The organism is Microbulbifer sp. MI-G (assembly GCF_030440425.1).
Lineage (GTDB): Bacteria > Pseudomonadota > Gammaproteobacteria > Pseudomonadales > Cellvibrionaceae > Microbulbifer > Microbulbifer spongiae.
Window position 1 is genome coordinate 189561 of the sequence record NZ_CP098023.1, and the last position, 21313, is coordinate 210873.

Annotated in this window: 17 protein-coding genes; 14 read left to right on the forward strand and 3 right to left on the reverse strand. The window is 57.8% G+C overall.

Features of this window, described 5'->3' with window-relative positions; all coding sequences use genetic code 11:
- Positions 1–6 precede the first annotated feature (6 nt).
- The 8 genes from hfq to M8T91_RS00870 all read left to right on the forward strand — a co-directional run bounded on the left by hfq (position 7) and on the right by M8T91_RS00870 (position 8930).
- Positions 7–291 (forward strand): RNA chaperone Hfq, encoded by a 285-nt coding sequence (gene hfq / locus M8T91_RS00835; RefSeq protein ID WP_301415873.1) that lies wholly within the window; start codon positions 7–9, stop codon positions 289–291.
- A 138-nt stretch (positions 292–429) separates the two neighbouring features.
- Positions 430–1764, forward strand: a complete 1335-nt coding sequence (gene hflX, locus M8T91_RS00840; RefSeq protein ID WP_301415875.1) for a ribosome rescue GTPase HflX — start codon at positions 430–432, stop codon at positions 1762–1764.
- A gap of 145 nt (positions 1765–1909) precedes the next feature.
- The gene (hflK, locus tag M8T91_RS00845; protein ID WP_301415877.1) at positions 1910–3046 is read left to right on the forward strand and encodes an FtsH protease activity modulator HflK; all 1137 of its coding nucleotides are present in this window, start codon (positions 1910–1912) and stop codon (positions 3044–3046) included.
- A gap of 11 nt (positions 3047–3057) precedes the next feature.
- Positions 3058–3930, forward strand: coding sequence for a protease modulator HflC (hflC, locus tag M8T91_RS00850; protein WP_301415879.1), 873 nt, complete (start codon positions 3058–3060; stop codon positions 3928–3930).
- A 187-nt stretch (positions 3931–4117) separates the two neighbouring features.
- Positions 4118–5314 (forward strand): ATP phosphoribosyltransferase regulatory subunit, encoded by a 1197-nt coding sequence (locus tag M8T91_RS00855; RefSeq protein ID WP_301415881.1) that lies wholly within the window; start codon positions 4118–4120, stop codon positions 5312–5314.
- Positions 5315–5425: 111 nt separating this feature from the next.
- Positions 5426–6748 (forward strand): adenylosuccinate synthase, encoded by a 1323-nt coding sequence (locus M8T91_RS00860; protein ID WP_301415883.1) that lies wholly within the window; start codon positions 5426–5428, stop codon positions 6746–6748.
- A gap of 141 nt (positions 6749–6889) precedes the next feature.
- Positions 6890–7537, forward strand: a complete 648-nt coding sequence (gene trhA / locus M8T91_RS00865; protein WP_301415885.1) for a PAQR family membrane homeostasis protein TrhA — start codon at positions 6890–6892, stop codon at positions 7535–7537.
- A 172-nt stretch (positions 7538–7709) separates the two neighbouring features.
- On the forward strand, positions 7710–8930 hold the full coding sequence (locus M8T91_RS00870) for a lytic murein transglycosylase (protein ID WP_301415887.1): 1221 nt from the start codon (positions 7710–7712) through the stop codon (positions 8928–8930).
- Between the two features lie 7 nt (positions 8931–8937).
- On the opposite strand, the gene M8T91_RS00875 is transcribed toward M8T91_RS00870, so the two are convergent.
- The 3 genes from M8T91_RS00875 to M8T91_RS00885 form a co-directional block, all read right to left on the reverse strand.
- The gene (locus M8T91_RS00875) at positions 8938–9960 is read right to left on the reverse strand and encodes a succinylglutamate desuccinylase/aspartoacylase family protein (RefSeq protein WP_301415889.1); all 1023 of its coding nucleotides are present in this window, start codon (positions 9958–9960) and stop codon (positions 8938–8940) included.
- 87 nt (positions 9961–10047) lie between these two features.
- Positions 10048–13149 (reverse strand): DUF6531 domain-containing protein, encoded by a 3102-nt coding sequence (locus M8T91_RS00880; RefSeq protein WP_301415891.1) that lies wholly within the window; start codon positions 13147–13149, stop codon positions 10048–10050.
- A gap of 22 nt (positions 13150–13171) precedes the next feature.
- On the reverse strand, positions 13172–14035 hold the full coding sequence (locus tag M8T91_RS00885) for a Stp1/IreP family PP2C-type Ser/Thr phosphatase (protein WP_301415893.1): 864 nt from the start codon (positions 14033–14035) through the stop codon (positions 13172–13174).
- A 187-nt stretch (positions 14036–14222) separates the two neighbouring features.
- Between M8T91_RS00885 and M8T91_RS00890 the strand changes: the two genes are divergently transcribed.
- The 6 genes from M8T91_RS00890 (at position 14223) to icmH (ending at position 21308) form a co-directional block, all read left to right on the forward strand.
- Positions 14223–14942 carry a transposase gene (locus M8T91_RS00890; protein ID WP_301415895.1) on the forward strand — a complete coding sequence of 240 codons (720 nt, stop codon included), beginning with the start codon at positions 14223–14225 and terminating at the stop codon, positions 14940–14942.
- 125 nt (positions 14943–15067) lie between these two features.
- Complete coding sequence (locus tag M8T91_RS00895) at positions 15068–16504, forward strand: type VI secretion system contractile sheath domain-containing protein (protein ID WP_301415897.1); 1437 nt, start codon at positions 15068–15070, stop codon at positions 16502–16504.
- 130 nt (positions 16505–16634) lie between these two features.
- Positions 16635–18428 carry a type VI secretion system-associated FHA domain protein TagH gene (tagH, locus tag M8T91_RS00900; protein WP_301415899.1) on the forward strand — a complete coding sequence of 598 codons (1794 nt, stop codon included), beginning with the start codon at positions 16635–16637 and terminating at the stop codon, positions 18426–18428.
- Complete coding sequence (tssJ, locus tag M8T91_RS00905; protein ID WP_301415901.1) at positions 18415–19032, forward strand: type VI secretion system lipoprotein TssJ; 618 nt, start codon at positions 18415–18417, stop codon at positions 19030–19032. Before tagH ends, tssJ begins: the two co-directional genes overlap by 14 nt.
- A gap of 73 nt (positions 19033–19105) precedes the next feature.
- Positions 19106–20443: a type VI secretion system baseplate subunit TssK gene (gene tssK, locus M8T91_RS00910; RefSeq protein ID WP_301415903.1), complete on the forward strand. Its 1338-nt coding sequence runs from the start codon at positions 19106–19108 to the stop codon at positions 20441–20443.
- A gap of 1 nt (position 20444) precedes the next feature.
- Positions 20445–21308, forward strand: coding sequence for a type IVB secretion system protein IcmH/DotU (gene icmH / locus M8T91_RS00915; protein ID WP_301415905.1), 864 nt, complete (start codon positions 20445–20447; stop codon positions 21306–21308).
- Positions 21309–21313: the final 5 nt, after the last annotated feature.

Below are 21313 nucleotides of genomic sequence, written 5' to 3' on the forward strand. Positions count from 1 at the left end.
AAAAAGATGTCAAAAGGGCATAGCTTACAAGACCCTTACCTCAACGTATTACGCAAAGAGCGTATCCCGGTTTCTATCTATTTGGTCAACGGCATCAAGCTCCAGGGGCAAATTGAATCTTTCGATCAGTTCGTGGTGTTACTAAAAAATACCGTCAGCCAAATGGTGTACAAGCATGCAATTTCCACTGTGGTTCCATCTCGCGCGGTTCGCGTACCGCTGCTGAATCCGGCGGCTCAACATGGCGGTGAAGGTAATGCAGAAAGCGGTGAGCGCGAATCCTTCAGCTGAGTGGTCCGTGCGCTAGAGTGACCTGTGCTCCGCTTGATCGGGGCGACCGCAGTTGAGTAAGCGCACCACGGCCTCGCCGGCTGCCACCTCCAGTCAGGGAGCCGGGCCGGCGCCCGTTTTCGCAACAGAGAATTCCCATTGTTTTTCGATCGACCGGAATCCGGTGAACTGGCTGTGCTGGTGCACCTAGAACTCTCCTCCATCGACAGTCCCGATGACCCGCGTGAGTTTGAGGAATTGGCCCTCTCTGCGGGAGCAGATCCCGTCAGCTTCATCTTTGGACAGCGTGCGACACCGGACCCGAAAACCTTTGTCGGGCGCGGCAAGCTGGAGGAGATTGGCCGGGCGGTGCAGGAACAGGGTGCGGAACTTGTGATCTTCGATCACATCCTTTCACCCAGCCAGGAGCGCAATATCGAGCGTGCACTGAAATGCCGGGTACTGGATCGCACCGGTCTGATTCTGGACATATTTGCACAGCGTGCGCGCACCCATGAGGGTAAGCTGCAAGTTGAGTTGGCACAGCTGCGACATATGGCCACCAGACTTGTGCGCGGCTGGACACACCTGGAGCGGCAGAAGGGTGGTATCGGCCTGCGCGGGCCGGGTGAAACCCAATTGGAAACCGACCGCCGCCTGTTGCGTGTGCGTATCGACGCCATTGAGAAGCGCCTGGAAAAAGTCCGGCGCCAGAGGGAGCAGGGCCGGCGCGCGCGTTCCCGTGCAGAGGTGGCCACAGTATCGCTGGTCGGTTACACCAACGCCGGCAAGTCCACCTTGTTCAACCGCCTCACAGACGCCGGTGTGTATGTGCGCAATCAGTTGTTCGCTACCCTCGACCCGACCATGCGCAGGGTTGAATTGCCCAATGTCGGCGCCATGGTATTGGCGGATACGGTGGGGTTTGTTTCGCACCTGCCGCACAAACTGGTAGAGGCTTTTCGAGCCACGCTGGAGGAGGCCGCCAATGCAACTCTGTTGCTGCATGTCGTGGATGCCGCTGCGGAGGACCGCTTGCACCTGATGCAAGAGGTGCAGACGGTGCTAGAAGAAATCGATGCGTCTGATCTGCCACAGCTGGTTGTGTATAACAAAATCGATTTACTCACCGATTTTGCCCCGCGCATGGATTGCGATGACCAGGGTGTGCCGCAGGCGGTGTGGTTATCCGCCGCCACCGGTGCGGGTTGCACGCTGTTGGTTGAGGCGATTGCCCGGCGCCTGGGTGCGCAAATGGTGCGCGGCCGGTTGGTAGTGAGACCCCATCAATCCCGGTTGCGCGCCCAGCTGTACCAGATCAACGCCATTCAGGGCGAAGTCTATCGCGACAATGGTGATTGTGAGTTGCAGCTACTGCTGCCGCGCAGGGACTTCCAGCGCCTTCTGGCGCCATTTTCATCTAATGGTGAGCGCCCCGTTTGGCTGCCACTGGTGGATACAGGTGAGGACAGCGGGCAGAGGGAACACGAGTGACGACTGAGCAGGTGTGGGCATTGTTGTGCAACCGCAATTGCGACAGACTTGCCTGCAGCTGAGTCCTGGCGGCAATATTTTGCCGGCGGGGATGCTAGAATCCGCCGGAGTCAAAGCGTTAATGAGCAGAGTTGGAGTAATTTAGATGGCCTGGAATGAGCCGGGTGGTAATAACAAAGATCCCTGGGGTGGCGGTAACCGCAAGAACGATGGCCCGCCGGACCTGGACGAGTTGATTCGCAAGATTCAACAGAAACTCGGTGGCCTGTTCCGCGGCGGCAGTCCCGGCACTGGCACCGGCAACTTTCCCTGGATGCTGATCCTTGTCCTCGGTGCATTGATTTACGCGGGCCTGGGGATTTATCAGGTCAATGCCAACGAGGCAGCGGTGGTGCTGCGTCTGGGTAAATACCACACCACAGAATCCGCCGGCCTACACTGGAACCCGCCGCTGATCGACAGTGTTACCAAGGTGAATATGACCGAGGTGCGCACCGAGCGCACCACTGGGCAAATGCTCACCGAAGACGCCAACATTGTTGAGGTGGTGCTGACCGTGCAGTGGCAGGTGGGTGACGCGGAGTCCTATGTGCTGCGTGTGCGCGATCCGGTCAAGAGCCTTCAGGAGGCTACCGACAGCGCCCTGCGCCATGTGGTGGGTTCATTGACCTTGAATGGTGTGATCTCCCAGAACCGGACCCAGGTGTCTACCGATACCCAGCAGCGCCTGCAGGAATACCTGGATCTCTACCAGACCGGCATTCTTATTGATGTGGTTAACCTGACCGACGCCAAGGCGCCGCGTGAGGTGCAGGATGCATTTGACGACGTCACCAAAGCCCGCGAGGACGAAGTGCGCCTGCAGAACGAAGCGCAGGCTTACGCCAATCAGGTAATCCCGGTGGCCCGTGGTCAGGCTCAGCGCATTCTCGAAGAGGCGGAGGGCTACAAGGCCCGCGTGGTGGAGAGTGCCCGCGGTGAAGCGGTGCGCTTCGAAAAATTGCTGACCGAATATGAGCGTGCCCCGGAAGTAACCCGCGAGCGCCTCTATCTGGATGCGGTTCAGGAGGTGATGTCCGGTACTTCCAAGGTTATGGTGGATGTTGAAGGCGGCAACAACATCATGTACCTGCCACTGGACAAGCTGGCGCAGGAGAGCGCGACACCGGCGGCTCAGCGCCAAGACACCTCGCCGATTGTGGTCGAGGAAGTCTACCAGCGCGTCGTCGAGCGGTTGCGCAATGATGCTGCCAACAGTCGCCGCAGCCAGACTGTGCGCTAGGAGGTGATGGAATGAATAACAGAACACTGGCTATTATCGCGGTTGTGCTTGTCGGCATACTGCTGATTTCCTCCAGCGCCTTTGTGGTGAAGGAAACGGAAAAGGCGGTGCTGCTGCGCTTTGGTGAACTGGTGCGCTCCTACTATGAGCCCGGTCTTTATTTCAAGATCCCGTTTGCGGAAAAGCTGCGCAAATTTGATGCGCGTATCCAGACCGTGGACTCCAGTCCGGTGCGTATGCTCAACAGTGAAAATAAATTTATGATGGTTGATTCGTACGCAAAGTATCGGATCTCCGATGTGGGCAAGTTCTATACCGCCACCCGCGGTGATGAGCGCAACGCGGTGCGCCTGTTGTCGGAACAGATCAATGACCGCCTGCGCAACCAGTTCGGTGTGCGCGACCTGCACGAAGTGGTGAGTGGCGAGCGCGACGAGCTGATGTCGGAGATCACCAAGAACCTGAACCAGGTAGCACAAAAGAATTTGGGTGTGGAAGTCATCGACGTGCGTGTCAAGCGGATCGACCTGCCGCCGGAGGTTTCCGAATCGGTGTTCCAGCGCATGCGCGCTGGCCGGGAGCTGGAAGCGCGGGATCATCGCGCCAAAGGTGAGGAGGCCAGCGAGCGCATCCGCGCCAATGCGGACCGCCAGAAAGTAGTGATTGAGTCCGAGGCCTACCGCCAAGCAGAGGAGCTGCGCGGTGCCGGTGATGCGGAGGCCGCCGCTATCTATGCCGCAGCCTACAATAAAAACCCTGAATTCTACCGCTTTACCCGCAGTTTGCAGGCCTACAAGGAATCCTTCAAAAGCAAGTCGGACATGCTGCTGGTGGAGCCGGACAGTGAATTTTTCCGCTATCTGAAGGACCCCAAAGGGCAGTGAGCCGGACCCAGTCGGCGCGCCACCCAGACTCGGTGTAACCCGGGAGTCCCGGGTGGTCGTGTCGACGGCCCCGAAAGCCCTACCTTCCCGCCAGTACTTGGTGCTAAAATCACGCAAACCGGGCCCAGCCCGGTTTTTTTGTGAAAACCGCTGGCCATCCCGTTAACCCTGAGAAGCCCGTTTCACCATGACCCAAGCTGATCGCTGGATGCTGCCCGATGGCATCGCGGAAATTCTGCCTGCAGATGCCGTTCAGGTTGAAACCCTGCGGCGCCGACTGCTGGACCTCTACCACTGCTGGGGCTACGAACTGGTGATACCGCCGATGCTGGAGTTCACCGAGTCCCTGTTGATCGGGATGGGGCGGGATGTGGACCTGAGCACCTTTAAGGTCACCGATCAGATCTCGGGCCGCACGCTGGGTATCCGCGCCGATATTACCCCGCAAGCCGCTCGCATTGATGCGCACAGTTTTCCGCGCGCCGGTGCCAACCGCCTGTGTTATGCCGGCCATGTTCTGTATACCCGGCCGCGCACGGCCATGGGCTCCCGCGCCCCGTTCCAAGTCGGTGCAGAGCTGTTTGGTGTGGACAGCCTGAATGGGGATATCGAGGTTATTTCCCTGATGCTGGAGAGCCTGCAGGTCGCTGGGGTCGAACGGATTCACCTGGATCTCGGTCACGTCGCCATCTATCGCAGTCTGGCCGAAGCGGGGGGGCTCGACGAAGCGAAGCGCGGCGCGCTGTCCGCTCTGTTGCAGAGCAAAGCGAGTGCCGATGTGCGCCGTTGGGTGGCGGAAAATGTTGCCGACCCACAGGCGGCCGCCTGGTTGCAGGTATTGCCCGGATTGGCGGGGGGCCTGGAGTGCCTGGAGAGGGCTGGCACAATGCTCGCGGGTGCACCGGCAGCGCTGCGGGGAGCTCTGACTGACCTGCGCCAGGTGGCGGACGCCCTGCGCGGGCGCTACCCGGCGGTAGAGTTGTTTTTTGATTTAAGTGAAGTGCGCGGTTACGACTATGAAACCGGGCTGGTGTTTGCCGCCTATACACCGGGACACGGCCAGGCACTTGCCAATGGTGGCCGCTATAACGGCATTGGTGCTGTCTTTGGACGCAGCCGCCCGGCTACCGGGTTCAGTAGCGACCTGGTAGTGCTCAATACTTTGGGCAATGGCCCGGCACCGAGCACCGGGGCTATCCTCGCACCGGATGTCCGTTGGCTGGAAGATGCCGCCGGCCTTTGGCGTACCGTTCGTGAACTGCGTGCACGGGGAGAGGTGGTGATTGCCGCGCTGTGTGGTGACATGGACAGCGATCTCCACGCGCGCTGCGACCGCGAGTTGGTATTCGACAGCGGCTCCTGGGTGGTGAAGTCGCGGGACTGATTGACAGTGGAAACGGTGCCGGACACTGTGCGGCAAACATTCCTGATCACCATTATTGCCGGGGCCTACAGCTCCAACGAGAGAAAAACCTGAGTTTAGAGATTGATACTGATGGGCGAGAACCTGGTAGTGCTGGGAACCCAGTGGGGTGATGAAGGGAAAGGTAAGATTGTCGATTTACTGACAGAGAAAGTCTCTCTGGTTGTGCGCTTTCAAGGTGGACACAACGCCGGCCACACCCTGGTCATCGACGGTGAAAAAACTGTATTGCACCTGATTCCCTCCGGTATCCTGCGACCAAGTGTCATCTGCCTGATTGGCAACGGTGTGGTACTGTCTCCCGAAGCACTGCTGGATGAGATGCAAGCGCTGGAAAAGAAAGGTGTGCCTGTCAGAGAGCGCTTGCGCCTGTCACCGGCCTGCCCACTGATCCTGCCTGTACACGCGGCACTCGATGAAGCCCGTGAGAGAGCCCGCGGCGATAAGGCGATAGGGACGACCAAACGCGGCATTGGCCCGGCCTATGAAGACAAGGTGGCTCGCCGTGGCCTGCGCCTGGGTGACCTGTGTAACTGGGATCACTTTTGCAGCCAACTCCGGGAGCTTATCGATTATCATAATTTTGTCCTGACCCGGTATTACAAAGTGGAGCCGGTCAGTTACGGGGACACTCTGGAGAAGGCCAAGCACTGGCGCGAGCAGTTGGTGCCAATGATCACCGATGTAGCGGATCACCTGCACAGGGCTCGTGAGCAGGGAGAACACATCCTGTTTGAGGGCGCCCAAGGCTCATTGCTGGATATCGATCACGGGACTTACCCGTTTGTAACCTCTTCCAACACGACTGCCGGCGGTACCGCCACAGGCTCGGGTTTCGGCCCCCTGTACCTGGATTATGTACTTGGCATCACCAAGGCCTATACCACCCGTGTTGGCAGTGGCCCTTTTCCGACTGAGCTGGACTGTGAAGTCGGCCGCTACCTGGGCGAGCAAGGCCACGAATTCGGTGCAACCACCGGACGGGAGCGCCGCACGGGTTGGTTCGATGCCGTGGCGGTGCGCCATGCGATTCGTATCAACAGTATTTCGGGCCTGTGTCTGACCAAGCTGGATGTGCTCGACGGCCTCGAGGAAGTAAAGCTCTGTGTAGGATACTGCAACAGCGCCGGTGAAGCCGTGGCAGTCCCCTTCGACGCCGCTGGCTGGGAGGGCGTGGAGCCGGTTTACGAGGTCATGCCCGGCTGGCAGGAGATTACCAAAGGCGTGCGCTGCGAGGTGGATCTGCCGCCTAATGCCAAGGCCTATATCGCCCGTATTGAGGCGCTGGTGGGAGCGCCTGTAGAGATTGTTTCCACGGGACCGGATCGCAACGAAACCATTGTGCGGGCCTCTTCTGCTCTCTGTAAAATGGGCATTCACAGCGCCAGTGTGTAAAGGGTGGCGACCGGGAAGTGAACCCATGGTCTGATGCAGTTCTTGCTATTTTCCATGGAGCCACTGATGATGGGCTTTGATCCATGCCGTTGGCCGAGCAGTTTTACGGGGCTCGAGGCCTGAATTTGACCGGGTTACTCCATGTCTACATCCGTTGCCAGTCGCTATAGCTTTGCCGAAGAGATTGCCAATAGCGTCACCCACGGTATCGGAGCACTGCTCGCTATCGCCGGCCTCGGGGTTTTGAGCGGTTTTGCCGCCCTGCGCGGTGATGCCTGGCATATTGTCAGTGCCAGTGTCTATGCCTCGACCCTGATCCTGTGCTTTCTCGCCTCGACCCTCTATCACGCTGTGAGCCATATTGGCGCCAAAGCAATTTTGCGCACACTGGATCACTCCTCGATATTCCTGCTGATTGCGGGGACCTATACACCGTTTACCCTGGTGACTCTGCGCGGCCCCTGGGGCTGGTGGCTGTTCGGGATTATCTGGGGACTGGCCCTGCTAGGGCTGATCATTCAGTTAACCCCGCTGAAGAGGGTTCGCGCCCTTTCCATTACTCTCAGCGCCCTGATGGGATGGGTGGTGATCGCAGCAATCAAGCCGCTGGCGGGCAGCCTTGAAACCGGCGGTCTCTGGTTGCTGATGATAGGCGGTCTCTGTTATACCGGTGGTATCGCTTTCTACCTGTGGCGCAGCCTGCGCTTCCATCACGCCATCTGGCATGTGTTTGTTTTGGCCGGTGGTATCCTGCATTTCTTTGCAGTGCTGTTTTATGTGATTCCCTGAATGCCTTGCCCGCATGTCGCACAGGTGATTGCCGGCAATCGAGCTGGCCCCTGTGACCGGTTACCGGGATCAATGCTCTGCGGGTCGTTGGCCACCGATAAAAACCGCCTTTCAGATCACGGGGACTCGGGCTACCCTTGAGCGAGCAGAATCCAGTATCAAGGGTACCGCAATGCGTCAACTGTACAGATCCCACTCGCTGCCCCGTCTGCTTGCACTCTTTGCGGCACTTTTCTGCGCTCTTGCCCAGGCCGTCGATCAGCCCGACCCGGCTTTCGAACAGTGGGTGCGAGAATTTCGCCAGACAGCCATCAACAATGGTATTTCCCCACAGGTTTACGATCAGGCATTTAAGGGCATTACCTCGCCGGACCAATGGGTATTGGACCGGGCCAGTTTCCAGCCGGAGTTCAAGGCACCGGTGTGGCAGTACTTTGATAACCGGGTGCAGCGCAGGGCGATCGAGCGGGGCAGACGGGAGAAGGAAAAAATAGCGCCCTGGCTCGACAAAATCGAGAAACGCTTCGGGGTAGACCCGGATATTCTCCTGGCGATCTGGTCAGTGGAATCGAGCTTTGGCGGTATTCTCGGCAATGACAAGGTCATGCGCAATGTGATCCGCTCCCTCGCGACGCTGGCCTATGCGGACCAAAAACGCAAAAAATTCGGTCGCCAGCAGCTGCTTGCTGCCCTGAAGATACTGCAGGCCGGGGATATCGAAGACCGCTACCTGCTCGGTTCCTGGGCCGGTGCCATGGGCCACACCCAGTTTATCCCCACCAGTTACCTGGCTTATGCAGTGGATATCGATGGCGATGGCAAGCGCGATATCTGGAATTCGGTGCCCGATGCTCTAGCTACGGCGGCCAATCTGCTGTCGAGCAATGGCTGGCAGCGCGGTAAGCCCTGGGGGTATGAAGTGATTATCCCCCAACGTAAATTGCCGGCGGGCAAGCTCACTGTGGCGGAGTGGGAAAAACTCGGCGTCAAGCGTGCCAATGGTGATCCCTTCCCCAGCAAGGCGGCGGTGGCCGAGCTGAAATTGCCGGATGGCCGCCAGGGACCGATCTTCCTGGTATTCAAAAACTTCTTTGTGTTGAAGCGCTATAACAACTCTGATCGCTACGCAATAGCCATCGGCCTGCTTGCCGATCGCATCGGCGGCGCTCCCCCGTTGGCCAAGGATTGGAATCGCCCCTTTACTCCCCTGCAAAGCGGTCAGGTGGAGGAACTGCAGAAACTGTTAAAGCAGCAGGGCTATTACAGCGGCGAAATCGATGGTAAGGCCGGCCCGGCTACCCGCAAAGCCATCCGGGCGTTTGAGGCGCGGGCTGGCGTTGTGGTCAAGGGCTATCCCAGCAAGGAGGTACTTGAATTACTGCAGCGGCAGTAAGGCGAGATCAGAAATTTTCATCGGGCAGCAGGCTGTCCTGCAGTAGCTCGAGGTTCTCCACCACTTCCTGCGGCTCGCGGAAATAGGCGATGTGGTACATCGCCTCACCCTCCTGCACCAGGGGAATGTTCTGCTGCCCGATAATAATGCCCACGCCGTTGCAGCAGACCCGATCGAGCGCATTGCCGAAGGGGTCGGCAATCGTTGCCAGCAGCTCCCCTTCGTGTACCTGATCCCCCAGGGATTTCATGTAGTTGGCAATACCACTGTCACCGGCCCTCAGCCAGCCGCTGCGCCGTGCAACAAACGGTTCGATAGGGTTGCCCCTGCGCCCTCTCGGCAGCATATGCAGGTGTCGCAGGACATTGATCACCCCTTTTACTCCTGCGCGAATACAGAGTTCATTAAAACGCAGGGCCTCGCCGGCTTCGTACAGCAGGACCCTGATCCCAAGGTCTGCGGCTGCCTGGCGAAGAGAGCCGTCACGGATGGAAGTATTGAGCAGTACCGGCACACCGAAGGCTCTGGCCATGGCACGGGTAGTTTCGTCATCCAGGTTGGCGCGAACCTGTGGCAGGTTACTGCGGTGGGCAGCGCCGGTGTGCAGGTCGATGCCGTAGTCGCATTTGGCCACTACTTCGTTGAGGAATACGTGGGCCATACGCGCTGCCAGTGATCCCTTGGCCGATCCGGGAAAGGAGCGGTTGAGGTCGCGCCGGTCGGGGAGATAGCGGGTGTGCTGCAGTACGCCGTACACATTGACCATCGGTACTGCGATCAAAGTACCGCGCAGCGATTGCAGGGCGCGCCTGCGGATCAGGCGGCTGATCACCTCAATGCCATTTAACTCATCCCCGTGTACCGCGGCGCAGACAAAGAGGGTCGGGCCATCCTTTTTGCCGCGCTGTACATGGACGGGAATCGCCATCTCCGTATTTGTATACAGGCTGACAACGGGCAGATCGATGCGGCGGGACTCCCCCCTGGCCACCGGAATATCGCCAATTTCAAAATCGGGCCTGGCTTCCATAGTTCAGCCGTACGATTGACCTGATTAACAGAGTGTAGAGGTCGGATAGGAGGATGGTGTAAGCACCGCTAGTTGCCTTTGCCGCTGTCAAGTAGCGATCACCTCGACTCGTGGCCCGCTCACTGTAGTGTCGGCAGCGCAGGGTGTAAAAACCCCAGGGCCGTTAAGCCAGATCTGCAACACCGGGTGCCAGTATCCCAGGGGGTGGTACCACAGGTCGGTCTCGCTATCGGCAATCAGGTTGATACCGCGCCAGGGGCCGGGTTGTTGTCGATGGCTGCAGCCGGTATTTTCCCTTTGCCCGGGAGTCCACAACCAGCGCACGGCCCCCTTTGCATCGAAGATGGCCAGGGGCCTGCCATCGGGGCTGTTCAGGTAGTGCTCGCTGTCAGTGGATTTCCATTGGCACAGTATGCTGCGGGTCAGAGGGTGCTGTATCCAGTGGTCGAGACCGCGGGATTTTCCATCTATCTGCAGGGTTTCCGCCCAGATTCCCAGGCCGCTCCAGTTGGTGACCACCCGGCGCTGGCGCGTGGATTTGCGGTGTGTACAGGTTTTGCTCAGGCGCCGGCCGAAGGGATCGTAACGGAAGCTGGTCTTGAACTCGCTGCATTCTGCGGTGCCCATCAGTCCCCAGCCGTCGTAGTGATAGCGGAAATTTTTACGTGCCGGCATCTCCCGCTCGCCGATGACGTTACCGCGTTTGTCCCGGTCTATGCACGCCGGGACAGACTCCGCATGCCGGACAGGTGTGGTGAGTGGTAAGGGGGGATGTGTTTCGAATTTCCAGGCCGGGGTCTGGCTGCTCTCCAGAGTGGACAAATGTCCGTACCGGTACCTGTGGGTACTGCGCACCGCCCCCTGTACCAAAATGGTATCCCGGCCATTGGTCTCTGAGCGCAGTATCGATGCTCCGTTGGCGTCGATGCCGTACAGCGATCCGCAGGGTGCGAAGGTGTAGGTGAGGTCGAGGTCATCAGAGCTGGCGCTGCGCAGCCAGCCGCGGGAATCGTACTGATATTTCAGGCTGAAGTCGCGGACATCGCTGCTGTTGTGATTTTCAGCGATCACCCGGCCTCGCCGATCGTATCTGAAGCGAACTGAGGCATGTTGATTATTGGCCTGGATCAGTCTCAGCTGGGTATCGTAGTGAAACGCACTGCTCTGGCCGTTATTGTTGCGAATCCCGGTAACCGCTCCGCGGGTGTTGTAGAGAAAATACCAGTGGCAATCGTTGTCACAGTACTCGCGCAAAGTGCCGTCGGGATTGTAGTGCCAGCGCAACTGACGCCCGCCCGGTGCCCGGTGGCAGACCAGTTGCCCAAGGGAATCGTATCGCCAGTGGTAGCAGCCATTGGTGGTCTGTAGCTGCGCCAGCTGGCCGTGGGGATTGCGCTGCAGTTCCCAGCTGTTGCCATCGGCAAAATGGATCTGGCACACTCGACCGGCACCGTCGAATTCCCAATGAAGGCGCTGCTGATTGCCGAGGTGAATCGCACAGGGCTGTCCGTGTCCTGCGTAGCCCAGGGTATAGTGGTGAAGACCTATACGGGCTTCGCGCAATTCACCGGCCGCCCCATAGTGCCACGCGCAACGGGTCTCACCGTCTGCCACTATTGCGGTCACCCGCTGCCAGTGGTCGTATTCGAATCCCCATTGCTGTTTCCCGCAGCGCACGGTTTGCAGCTGCCCCTGTCCATCCCAGGTAAAATCTACCTTACCTCCCTCTGGATCGGTGATCTGCGTAAGCTGGCCCCGGTTGCCATACAAAAACTTCCACATCTGCTTTTCGGGATCGGTCACGGTCAGCGGCCGGCCGTTATCACTGAACTGATACCGCCAGACCTGCTCCTCGGCGAGCAGCGCCGCCTGGGGAAACCCCTGTTGATCGTATTGATAGCGCGTGCTGATACCGCTCTGGGTGCGCCGAGTGCAGCGCCCGAATGTATCGTGGCGAAAGAAGGTGCGCTGGCCGTGACGGTCGGTGTACTGACACAGATTGCCGTAGGTATCGTAGAGCCAACTGCGCTGGTGCTGTCCGCGTCGCTCGCCGGTCAGCTGACCAAAGCCATTAAAGCAGAGCTGCTGTGGGTCCCTGTCGGGCATCTCCACCTGGCAAGTAGTGTGTTTGTGTTGCCAGCGCAATACGATCTCTGCCGCATTGAGGCGCATTTTTTGGCAGCGTTCACGTTGGTCGTATTCAAACTGACAAGTACCGGCCTGGTCGCTACTCAATTCAATAAGGGCAAGGTTTTTATAGCGATACTGCTCAGAGTCCTGGGCACTACTGGCCTCAGTGAGAAGTTCACCGTGAAAGGCATACTGGCAGAGATCGCGCTGGTCCCCCGGGGCGTGGTGATTGACCAGCTTACTGATCCGGCCGCCGTGAATCTGAAATTCCACGACCCGCCCCCAGGAACTCACGATTCTTCTGGGCAGCCCCGCGCTGTAGTCGATGGTCAGGGTATTGCCGCACAGATCGCGAATCTCGCTGAGAGGCAGTGCCCTGTTGACACCATCTGCGCGAAAAATCTTGTGAGATTGGTCGAAGGCAATGAGGCAATAGCTGTGCAGACTTTGGCGCGACAGCAGCAGGCGTTCGAACCGGTTGTAGCAGGCATGGCCCACTGCGGGCTGTTGGAAGCGAATCCTGCGCCCCTCGGCGGTATGCAGCTCAACAAGATTGTCTTGCACCAGCAATTGTTCGTTCAGGGAATGGCGCCAGCCGGTGCCAATGCCCAAATCCTCGCGAATAGAGGTGCGGTAGTAGCGCTTCCAATGAAAGGGCAGCGGGCCCGGTATCGCCAGATCGATCCGCTCAAAGGCCACCTCGCCATTGCTGCCAATGACCCGGCCACCAATCCGCCGGCACTGATTCAAGGGTGGAACAGAAGTACCCTGTGGGTTGACGCCGGGGGTGTTGATAAAGTGCACCGGGCTGTCGCCAATACCGGGCAAATGCTCTACTGCCGGTGCCATCGCAATGGTGTATTGGTTGGTCGCTACCGCTGGCGCTTCAGGCCAGGGCGATAGTGCACGACCGGCAGGGCCCGGACTCCCGGATCTATCCCTGATAGCGTTCAACCACCGGCAGGCGGCAGCCGGGTCCTGCTGTGAAAAAGTGACAGGCGGTGGGTTTAGGGCCTTGAGCAGGTCGGATACGAACTGGGCGGGGTATTCCGGTGTCATTCTTCAGTTTCCGGAAAATAGGCTAGCGCTGCAATTTGCGCACAGTCACATCCGGTGACCTGGGCCTTTGGGTTATATTTTGTTCTTCTATGTGCATTCGCGGCAGAGGCCGGGAGGCGTATTCGAGAATGCCGGCGGAGATATTGTCCCGACCTCCGAGCTTGTTGGCATCGTCGATAAAACGATAAACGCACTCCAGCGCGGGACGATGCGTGGCCAGTATGCGCTCAATCGCATGGTCGTCCAGGTATTCTGTGAGTCCGTCGCTACACAGCAGCAGGAGGGCATTTTCTGTGAGTTTCCAACTGTTAATTTCCGCTTCCACGCTTGCGGATACGCCCAGCGCCCGGGTAATGTGATTACGCACCCCGGATTGTTTGGCCTGCCCAGGGCTGATTTGACCGCTATCGAGCATTTCTTGTACTACACTGTGATCCCGCGTAAGGCGCTGTAAGCCGTAATTGTTCCAAAGGTATGCACGGGAATCGCCAATGTGTGCGACGATAAGAAGGTTGTGCCACATAACGGCCACAACCAGGGTCGTACCCATATTGGCAAGTTGTGGATTGCGGTTTTTGGTATTGAGCAGTGCGGTATTTGCATTGTTGATAGCATCAATCAGGGTTGCGCGTAAAATCAATTGCTGCTGCTCTGGGCTACAGGCAATAAAGGTGTGTTTAAGCAGGTTGTCGAGGTGGGTCTGAATGGTTTCTGCTGCCAATTTACTGGCCGTGGCACCCCCGGTATACCCCCCCATACCATCGGCCACCACGATATAGGCGAAGGGTTTATCCGCGCACGCATGCCAGCGAATACTGTCTTCATTTTCCTCGCGTACTTGTCCAATGTCGGTGCGCCCGTTGACTGCCAGACTTATCTGATCCATGTCTGGTGCAATTCCCCTGTATTAAATTGCAAAAAATGCAGCGTAACATGATACAACCCTCAACCGACGGTAATGTTAACTTGCCCACAGGCCAAGTTTGAAATTTTTTCCCCGAGTTTGCGATAATAAAATCCCTGTTATCATCGATTAAGGCGCTGCGCCTGTTAATGAAGGACACGCTGGCAAAATGCCCCGTTTGCCCAGGCTCAACCTGAGAGATATTCCCCAGCATATAGTGCAGGTGGGTCACAATAACCTGCCCTGTTTTTTTGATGAGGAAGATTATCAATATTATTTGATTAGTTTGCGAAATGCTGCGGACCAATACCATGTGGATGTGCACGCGTACGTTTTGCTGCCAAATATGATCCAGATCATTGCCACACCGAGGATTCCGGATGGTATTTCCTCTGTGATGCAATCTTTGGGGCGTCGCTACGTGCAATTTGTGAATCATCGCTACAAGCGCTCCGGCACACTCTGGAGAGGACGTTACAAGTCCAGTCTGATCGATTCGGAGGCCTACCTGCTCACCTGTTACCGCTATGTTGAGTTGCGGCCGTTATATTTGGGGTTGGCGGATTCCCTGGGGAATTACCCCTGGTCGAGCTTCAACCATCACGTCAATACAAAGCGTGACAATCTGATTTGTGATCATCACCTGTATCTCGCCTTGGGAGAAAATCCCCAGGCACGTGCACAGGCCTATAGAAAACTGTTTCGTTACAGCTTTGACCGCAGGTTGCTCGATTACATTGCCGAAACCATCAAGCTGGGGCACGTATTGGGTGGGGACACCTTTAAGGAAAAAATCGAACAGATTGCCAATCAACGGGTTCGTCCTCTCAGGCGGGGGCGACCAAAAAAATCGAAAAAAATCGAAAAAGAATCGCTGGAAACCCGTTAGATAAAAACGCATGATGTGCTCAGGAAGGTACCGAAACGGCAATGGATAGTTTGCCAGCGGTCAGCCGGGCGTGAGTGGAACCAACGGAGCAATAGACGTCCCTATTTCAGGTGATGGTAAAAAAAATGATAGCAACAGGCCCTGATACCCTGAAGGTTGCGATCCTGGGAGACTTCAGCGGGCGCGCCAGCCGCCGCCGGTGTGAGCCTGGCACTATCGCTGGGCGCAGGGTCTATCTGCTAAACCGCGATACTTTCGAAGGGGTTTTTGCCGATTTGGAGGTGCGTCTGCAACTGCCGGTGATAGAAGGGCCTCTGCCGCTGTCCTGTTTTGATGATTTACACCCGGATTACCTTTTCACTCGCCTGCCACTTTTTAAAAAATTTATTGACCTAGAGCGTCGCCTGCGGGATCCGCAGCAGTTTCAGCAAGCTGCCGAAGATATCCGGCAGTGGAGCCCGGAGTTACGCGAGGGTTCCCTGGAAGCTGGGATTTCTGCTGCCGACCGATCCACCCTCGATAAAATCCTCGCTGCTGACCGCAAACACCAGGCCAGCGAGTGCAGCAGTGCATTTCAGGTTGAGCGGTTGATCCGGGATATTGTCGCGCCCTATGTGCAGAAAAATACCCATCCCCGCCAAGGTGAATATTTAAGTGCTCTTGCCGTGGCGACTTCCGATGCGATGCGCAAGGTCATGCACCACAATGACTTCCGCCAGTTGGAAGCGAGTTGGCTTGGCCTGCAGTTTTTGTTGAGGCGCTGCGATGAGCACAGAAAACTGCAATTCTATTTGATTGATGTCAGTAAAGAGGAGCTGCTGGCAGACTTTGCCGGTGCGGAAAGTAATCTGGAGCAATCCCAGGTCTTCAAGCTGTTGGTGGAACGTGAAACGGCTTCGGGTAACCGGCCCTACAATCTGGTTATCGGCGACTTCTATATCACCGATGAGGAGCGGGATCTGCACTTGCTGATTGATCTCTCAACCATTGCGGAGGCGGCGGGCAGCGCCCTGTTGATGGGTGGCGATACAAAACTGGCCGGCTGCCCCAACCTGGCCGGTTCTGTTGATCCCGACGATTGGTACTACCCCATGAGTGAGCGCTTTGCCGAGAGCTGGCAGGCCGTACGGGACTATTCAGCGAGCGAATACGTGGCCTTGGCTGCGCCCAGGTTTATGTTGCGACTCCCGTTTGGCAGTGGGGCCGCCACCACCGAGCAGTTCGACTTTGAGGAACTGACAGCAGAGCAGGGGCATCAGTATTATCTGTGGGGCAACAGTGCCTATCTGCTCGCACTGGCGGTCTGCCGGTCCTTTTCTGCGAGCGGAAGGTTGCAGGTACCGGTATCTGCCAGTTATGAGGACCTTCCATTACATCTGCGCAAACTGCCACAAGGACAGTGGGTGACCCCCTGTGCCGAAGCTCTGCTGACCGATAGAGGTGCCGCACGGTTTATGCAGGCTGGGCTCAGTACCCTTCGCTCTGTGCAGGGGCGGGACCAGATTGTTCTTCCCAGACTGTGCTCCCTCGCCGGCGGGGCCCTGAAGGGCCCCTGGGGTTGAAATGCATATGCGATGGATCTGGAAAATCGGCGGGTTCTGCAATGCGCAAGGCCCGGTGTTGGTGATATGACCGGCAAAGCTGCCCCGTGTTTTGCCATGCCGCACGCCGGCCAGAACGTTTTGTGGGCAAATGAAGTACAACAATAGTGTGAGTCAGGAAGACATGGACCTCATTCTCTCTGTATTGGCCGACCCCCCGGGGGCCAACATGCTCAAGCACACCAAACTGTTTACGCAAGCGGGTGGCAGCTTGGGCCGCTCGGCAGACAACGACTGGGTATTGCCCGATCCCGACCGCGTTGTCTCTTCCAGACATGCACAGATTGCCTTTAGTGGGAATCAATATTTTCTGACGGATACCAGTACCAACGGTACCTTTTACAACGGTGCCGAAGAGATGATCGGCAAGGGGAACCAGGTGTCCCTGAAAGAGGGCGATATCCTCCATATGGGGGAATACCGCCTCAAGGTGACTCTGCGTCAGCCGCAGGCGGAAAGCCATCTGCCAAAGGGTCTTGGCAGTGCCGATTTTCTCGACACCTCAGACCGCACAACCTTTAATTCTAGCACCAGAGCCAAAATACAAAACCAGAACGACGCCAGGGAGCTGGACAACTGGCTGGAACCCGGTGGCGGCGCCGATATCTCCCAGTCTGGGGAGTGGGGTTATATCGGCTCCGGGACCCAGCAGACACCGTCCAGTGACAGCCTGTTGGGGGTCGAGGCCGGCCCGCTGGATCCCCTCGCTGCCTTTGACCGGCCACAGGCGGTGGCTACACCAGATGCCCCGGGTTTGGGTGGGGCGGTCAGCCAAGCCGGTGCGGGCCAGTGGTCCGATGAGGATTGGTGGAAAGATGGCAGCGAGCAGGACCATGTGTCGGCGGATCAACAGGCCGTGCACATTGCCCCGGAGCCGCCAATGGAAGCACAGACTCCGGCCCAGCCACAGGTGGCGCCATCCAGTCCGCATCAGGTACCCCCCGAGCCATCACAGCCACCGCCCCCGCAGCCACAATCCGCGCCGGGGCTGTCTCCATCGTCACCACCGATGGCACCTGCACAAGCGCAGGAAACTCCCACCCAATTAACGTCACACGGTGCAAAGGCGCCTCACGATAACCCGTTTGCGGATTCTTTCGCCGCTGTGGAGGGCCAGTCGATGGCGGGTGCGCCGGGATTTGGGCAGGCGCCCTCGTCAGGCCTTGGGGATTCTGTCGCCTCGGGGCACTCCTCTTCCCAGTTGCAGCCCCAGCCGCCCCAGCTGAGCCGGGTCGAACCCCCAGCGGACCCGCCGCAGACACCGTCCGCAACGGCCAGTGTGCTGGCGACAACTCTGGGCTTGAATATGAGCCCCGCGCAGCAGCAACAGGCGGATCAGCAGGCGGCCGAGATCGTTCGCGAAACCGTCGCCCGCTTGATAGACCTCTTGCGCGCGCGCACCAGTATTAAAAATGAGCTGCGTGTGCAGCGTACCATGATCCAGACTGAGGCCAATAACCCACTGAAGTTCAGTGCAACCGAACGGGATGCCCTGGAGGTCATGTTTGCGGGAAACGGTGCATTTATGCAGCCGCAAGACGCGGTGCGGGACAGTTTTGAAGACCTCTCCGATCACCAGGTGGCGGTACTCGCTGGCATGCGCGCGGGCTACGGTGCGATGCTCAGTTACTTTAACCCCGAAAATATCGAGCGGCGCCTGGGTGATACTTCCGGGGTTTTCGGCAATAAGAATGCGAGAAAATGGCAGGGCTTTAGTGCACTGTACCGCGAGTTGGTTGGCGATCCCGAAGCTTGCTACCGCAAGTTGTTTGGCGATGAATTTGCTGTGACGTATGAAAATCAATTGTCAGAATTGAAAAATGCCAGACAACTGCAAAATGAATCTGTTGAACGAAGAAAAGGAGTTGGTCGTGTCGAAAAATAATTGGTTCCGTATCACTCTGCTGGGGTTTCTGGTGGTTACCCTGGCAGCCTGCCAGACTACCAGGCGCACCCTGAACCTGGACACCAGTGTCGAACTGTCGATGGATATCCGCGAAGACGTCAATCCCGATGACGATGGGCGCGCTTCTCCCGTGGTGGTTCGTATTTTTATGCTGGCGGATGACCGCCAGTTTGCACGGGAGGAGTTCCTGAACCTGTACGAAAATGCCCAATCCCGCCTGGGTAAAGACCTGCTGGATACCGTGATCCTGAAAGAGTTCGCTCCCGGTGAACAGCGCGTGGAAGCATTGGCGCTGACCCCGGAGGTGAAATATATCGGCCTTCTGGCCGAGTTTGTGCAGTATCAGCGGGCCGATGCCCTGATGGTGCTGCCGATCGTCGACCATAGAAAAAATGCGTACCAGATATCCCTGGCCGATACTCGCATCGGCACGCCCGACGAGATTGCCAAACGGCGCCGTGACAAAGCATCCGTCCTACCGCGAAGGGACACTGCAGAGGGCCGGGACAAGATGATAACCATTTCCAGTGAGGACTATGAATCGATGAAGGAGCGTCTCCGGGAAATGGAAAGTTCTAAATAGCACGGCGCGCCAAGCACGGGCAGATTTTATTTCCAGCACCGGTCTATTTGGCCGGGGCGTACAAGGAAGGCTTATGTCGGCAAACAATAAGGTGATCTGGAGTGAGGGCATGTTTTTACGCCCACAGCATTTCCAGCAGCAGGATCGCTATCTTGAACAGCTGGTCGAAGCGCGCACCGCATCCCTGGGACCCTATACCTGGGGTGTGGTTGAGCTGGCGATCGACAGCGAACCGCTTTCTATGGGCAAGGTTTCTGTCTCCCGACTGCGGGCAATTTTTCCAGATGGCACACCATTTCTGGCACCGGAGAATGAGCATCTGCCGGATGTATTGGATGTGCCTGTCCATACCCGCGATGAAATCGCCTATTTATGTATACCCCTCAAGCGCCCTGGCAGCCAGGAGTCCATCAGGGATCAGGAGGATTTTCCCCAGGCCCGCTACCAGGCAGCCAATTTTGATGCGCGCAACAGCGCCACGACATCGGGGGAGTCCGCCCGTATCCAGGTGGGCAAGCTGCGCGTCTGCCTCAAGTTGGAGAGCGATGACCGGAGTGGATATGCCGCGATCGGTATTGCCCGGATACGTGAGTGCCAACCGGAAAAACCGCTGGAGTTGGATACAGATTATATTCCACCGCTGCTGAATGCTGAGGCTTCGCCGGTGATCAAAGCCTATATCGAAGAGGTCAGTGGGCTGCTGGACCATCGCGGCTCCGCCCTCGGGCACCGTTTGAGTGACAGCGGCAGAAGTGGATCGGCGGAGATCGCCGACTACCTGTTGTTACAGGTGATCAATCGCTTTGAGCCCCTGCTGAAACAGATTACCGCACAGCCGCGTCTGCACCCCCACAGCCTGTTTCTGGAACTGCTGCAACTGGCTGGGGAATTGTCGACATTCACCTCGCCAAACAAACGCCCGGCGGAGATTCCCGGTTATGCCCACGAAAATCTGCAACTGAGTTTTGCCGGTCTGTTTTCCGCCCTGCGCCAATCCCTGTCCACAGTCCTCGAGCAGACCGCTATTGCCTTGGAACTGGTGCAGAGAAAGTTTGGCATCTATGTGGCACCGGTAACCGATCCCTCAATGCTCAAGTCGGCCAGCTTTGTCATGGCTGCGAAAGCGGATATGCCGGGTGACCTGTTGCGCAGCCGTTTTCCCACCCAGGCCAAGGTGGCCCCGGTGGAGGCCATTCGCGAGTTGATCTCAGCACAGTTGCCGGGACTGTCCCTGCGCCCACTTCCGGTGGCGCCCCGTCAAATTCCCTATCACGCCGGATTCACCTATTTTGAACTGGAACGCAGCGGCGAAATGTGGCAGGCCATGTTGAGATCCGGCGGTTTTGCCGTACATCTCGGCGCAGAGTTTCCGGGACTGTCCATGGAGCTTTGGGCCATAAGGAATCATTGAAATGAGCAAAGAAAGCTTCACTCCCCCGCCGGCATCCGGTGCTGGTGACAGGACGGTGATGATACCGACTCCGGGTGCTGCCGCCCCGGTGCAGCCGGACCCCATCCCCGAACAGTTCTTCGCCAACCCCGGTAACGCTGCAGACAGACAGGTGCGCAACAGCCTGAATCCGATGGTGTCTGCGGCCTCCAAACTGCTGGGTGTGATTATCAAACTGCGCACTACCATGAACCACACCAATGTGCCGGATCTGCACAAGCGCCTGACCCGGGAAATCCAGGCATTTGAACGAGAGGCCAAGCAACTGGCGCTGACCCCGGAGAGCGTTCTCACGGCACGTTACCTGCTTTGTACCGTGGTGGATGAGATGGTGTTGACCACCCCCTGGGGAACGGCCAGCGGCTGGAGCCAGCATTCGCTGCTGAGCCTGTTCCACAAAGAGACTTTTGGCGGTGAGAAGTGTTTCGCCATTTTGCAACGCATGCTCGAAACGCCGGCCTCTCACCAGGAGTTACTGGAGCTTTTCTATCTGTGCCTGAGCCTGGGCTTTCAGGGCAAGTACCGCCTGGTGCAGCGCGGGCACGAACAGATTGAACAGATCAGGGACGAGCTTTACCGCACGATTGAGCAGCACAGACCAACCATGGAGCGCGATCTGTCGCCGCGCTGGCAGGGCTGTGTCGAGCGCAAGTCGCGCCTGATCCACTTTGTACCGCTGTGGGTCATCATGAGTGTTGCCCTGGGTCTCTTGGTTGCCACCTACAGTGGTTATCGCTGGTGGTTGTACGAAACGACAACACCGGTTGTGGATCGCGTGGCGGAACTCACAGGTACTGAGAGCGAAATCCCACCAAAAGAAGGGTAAAACCG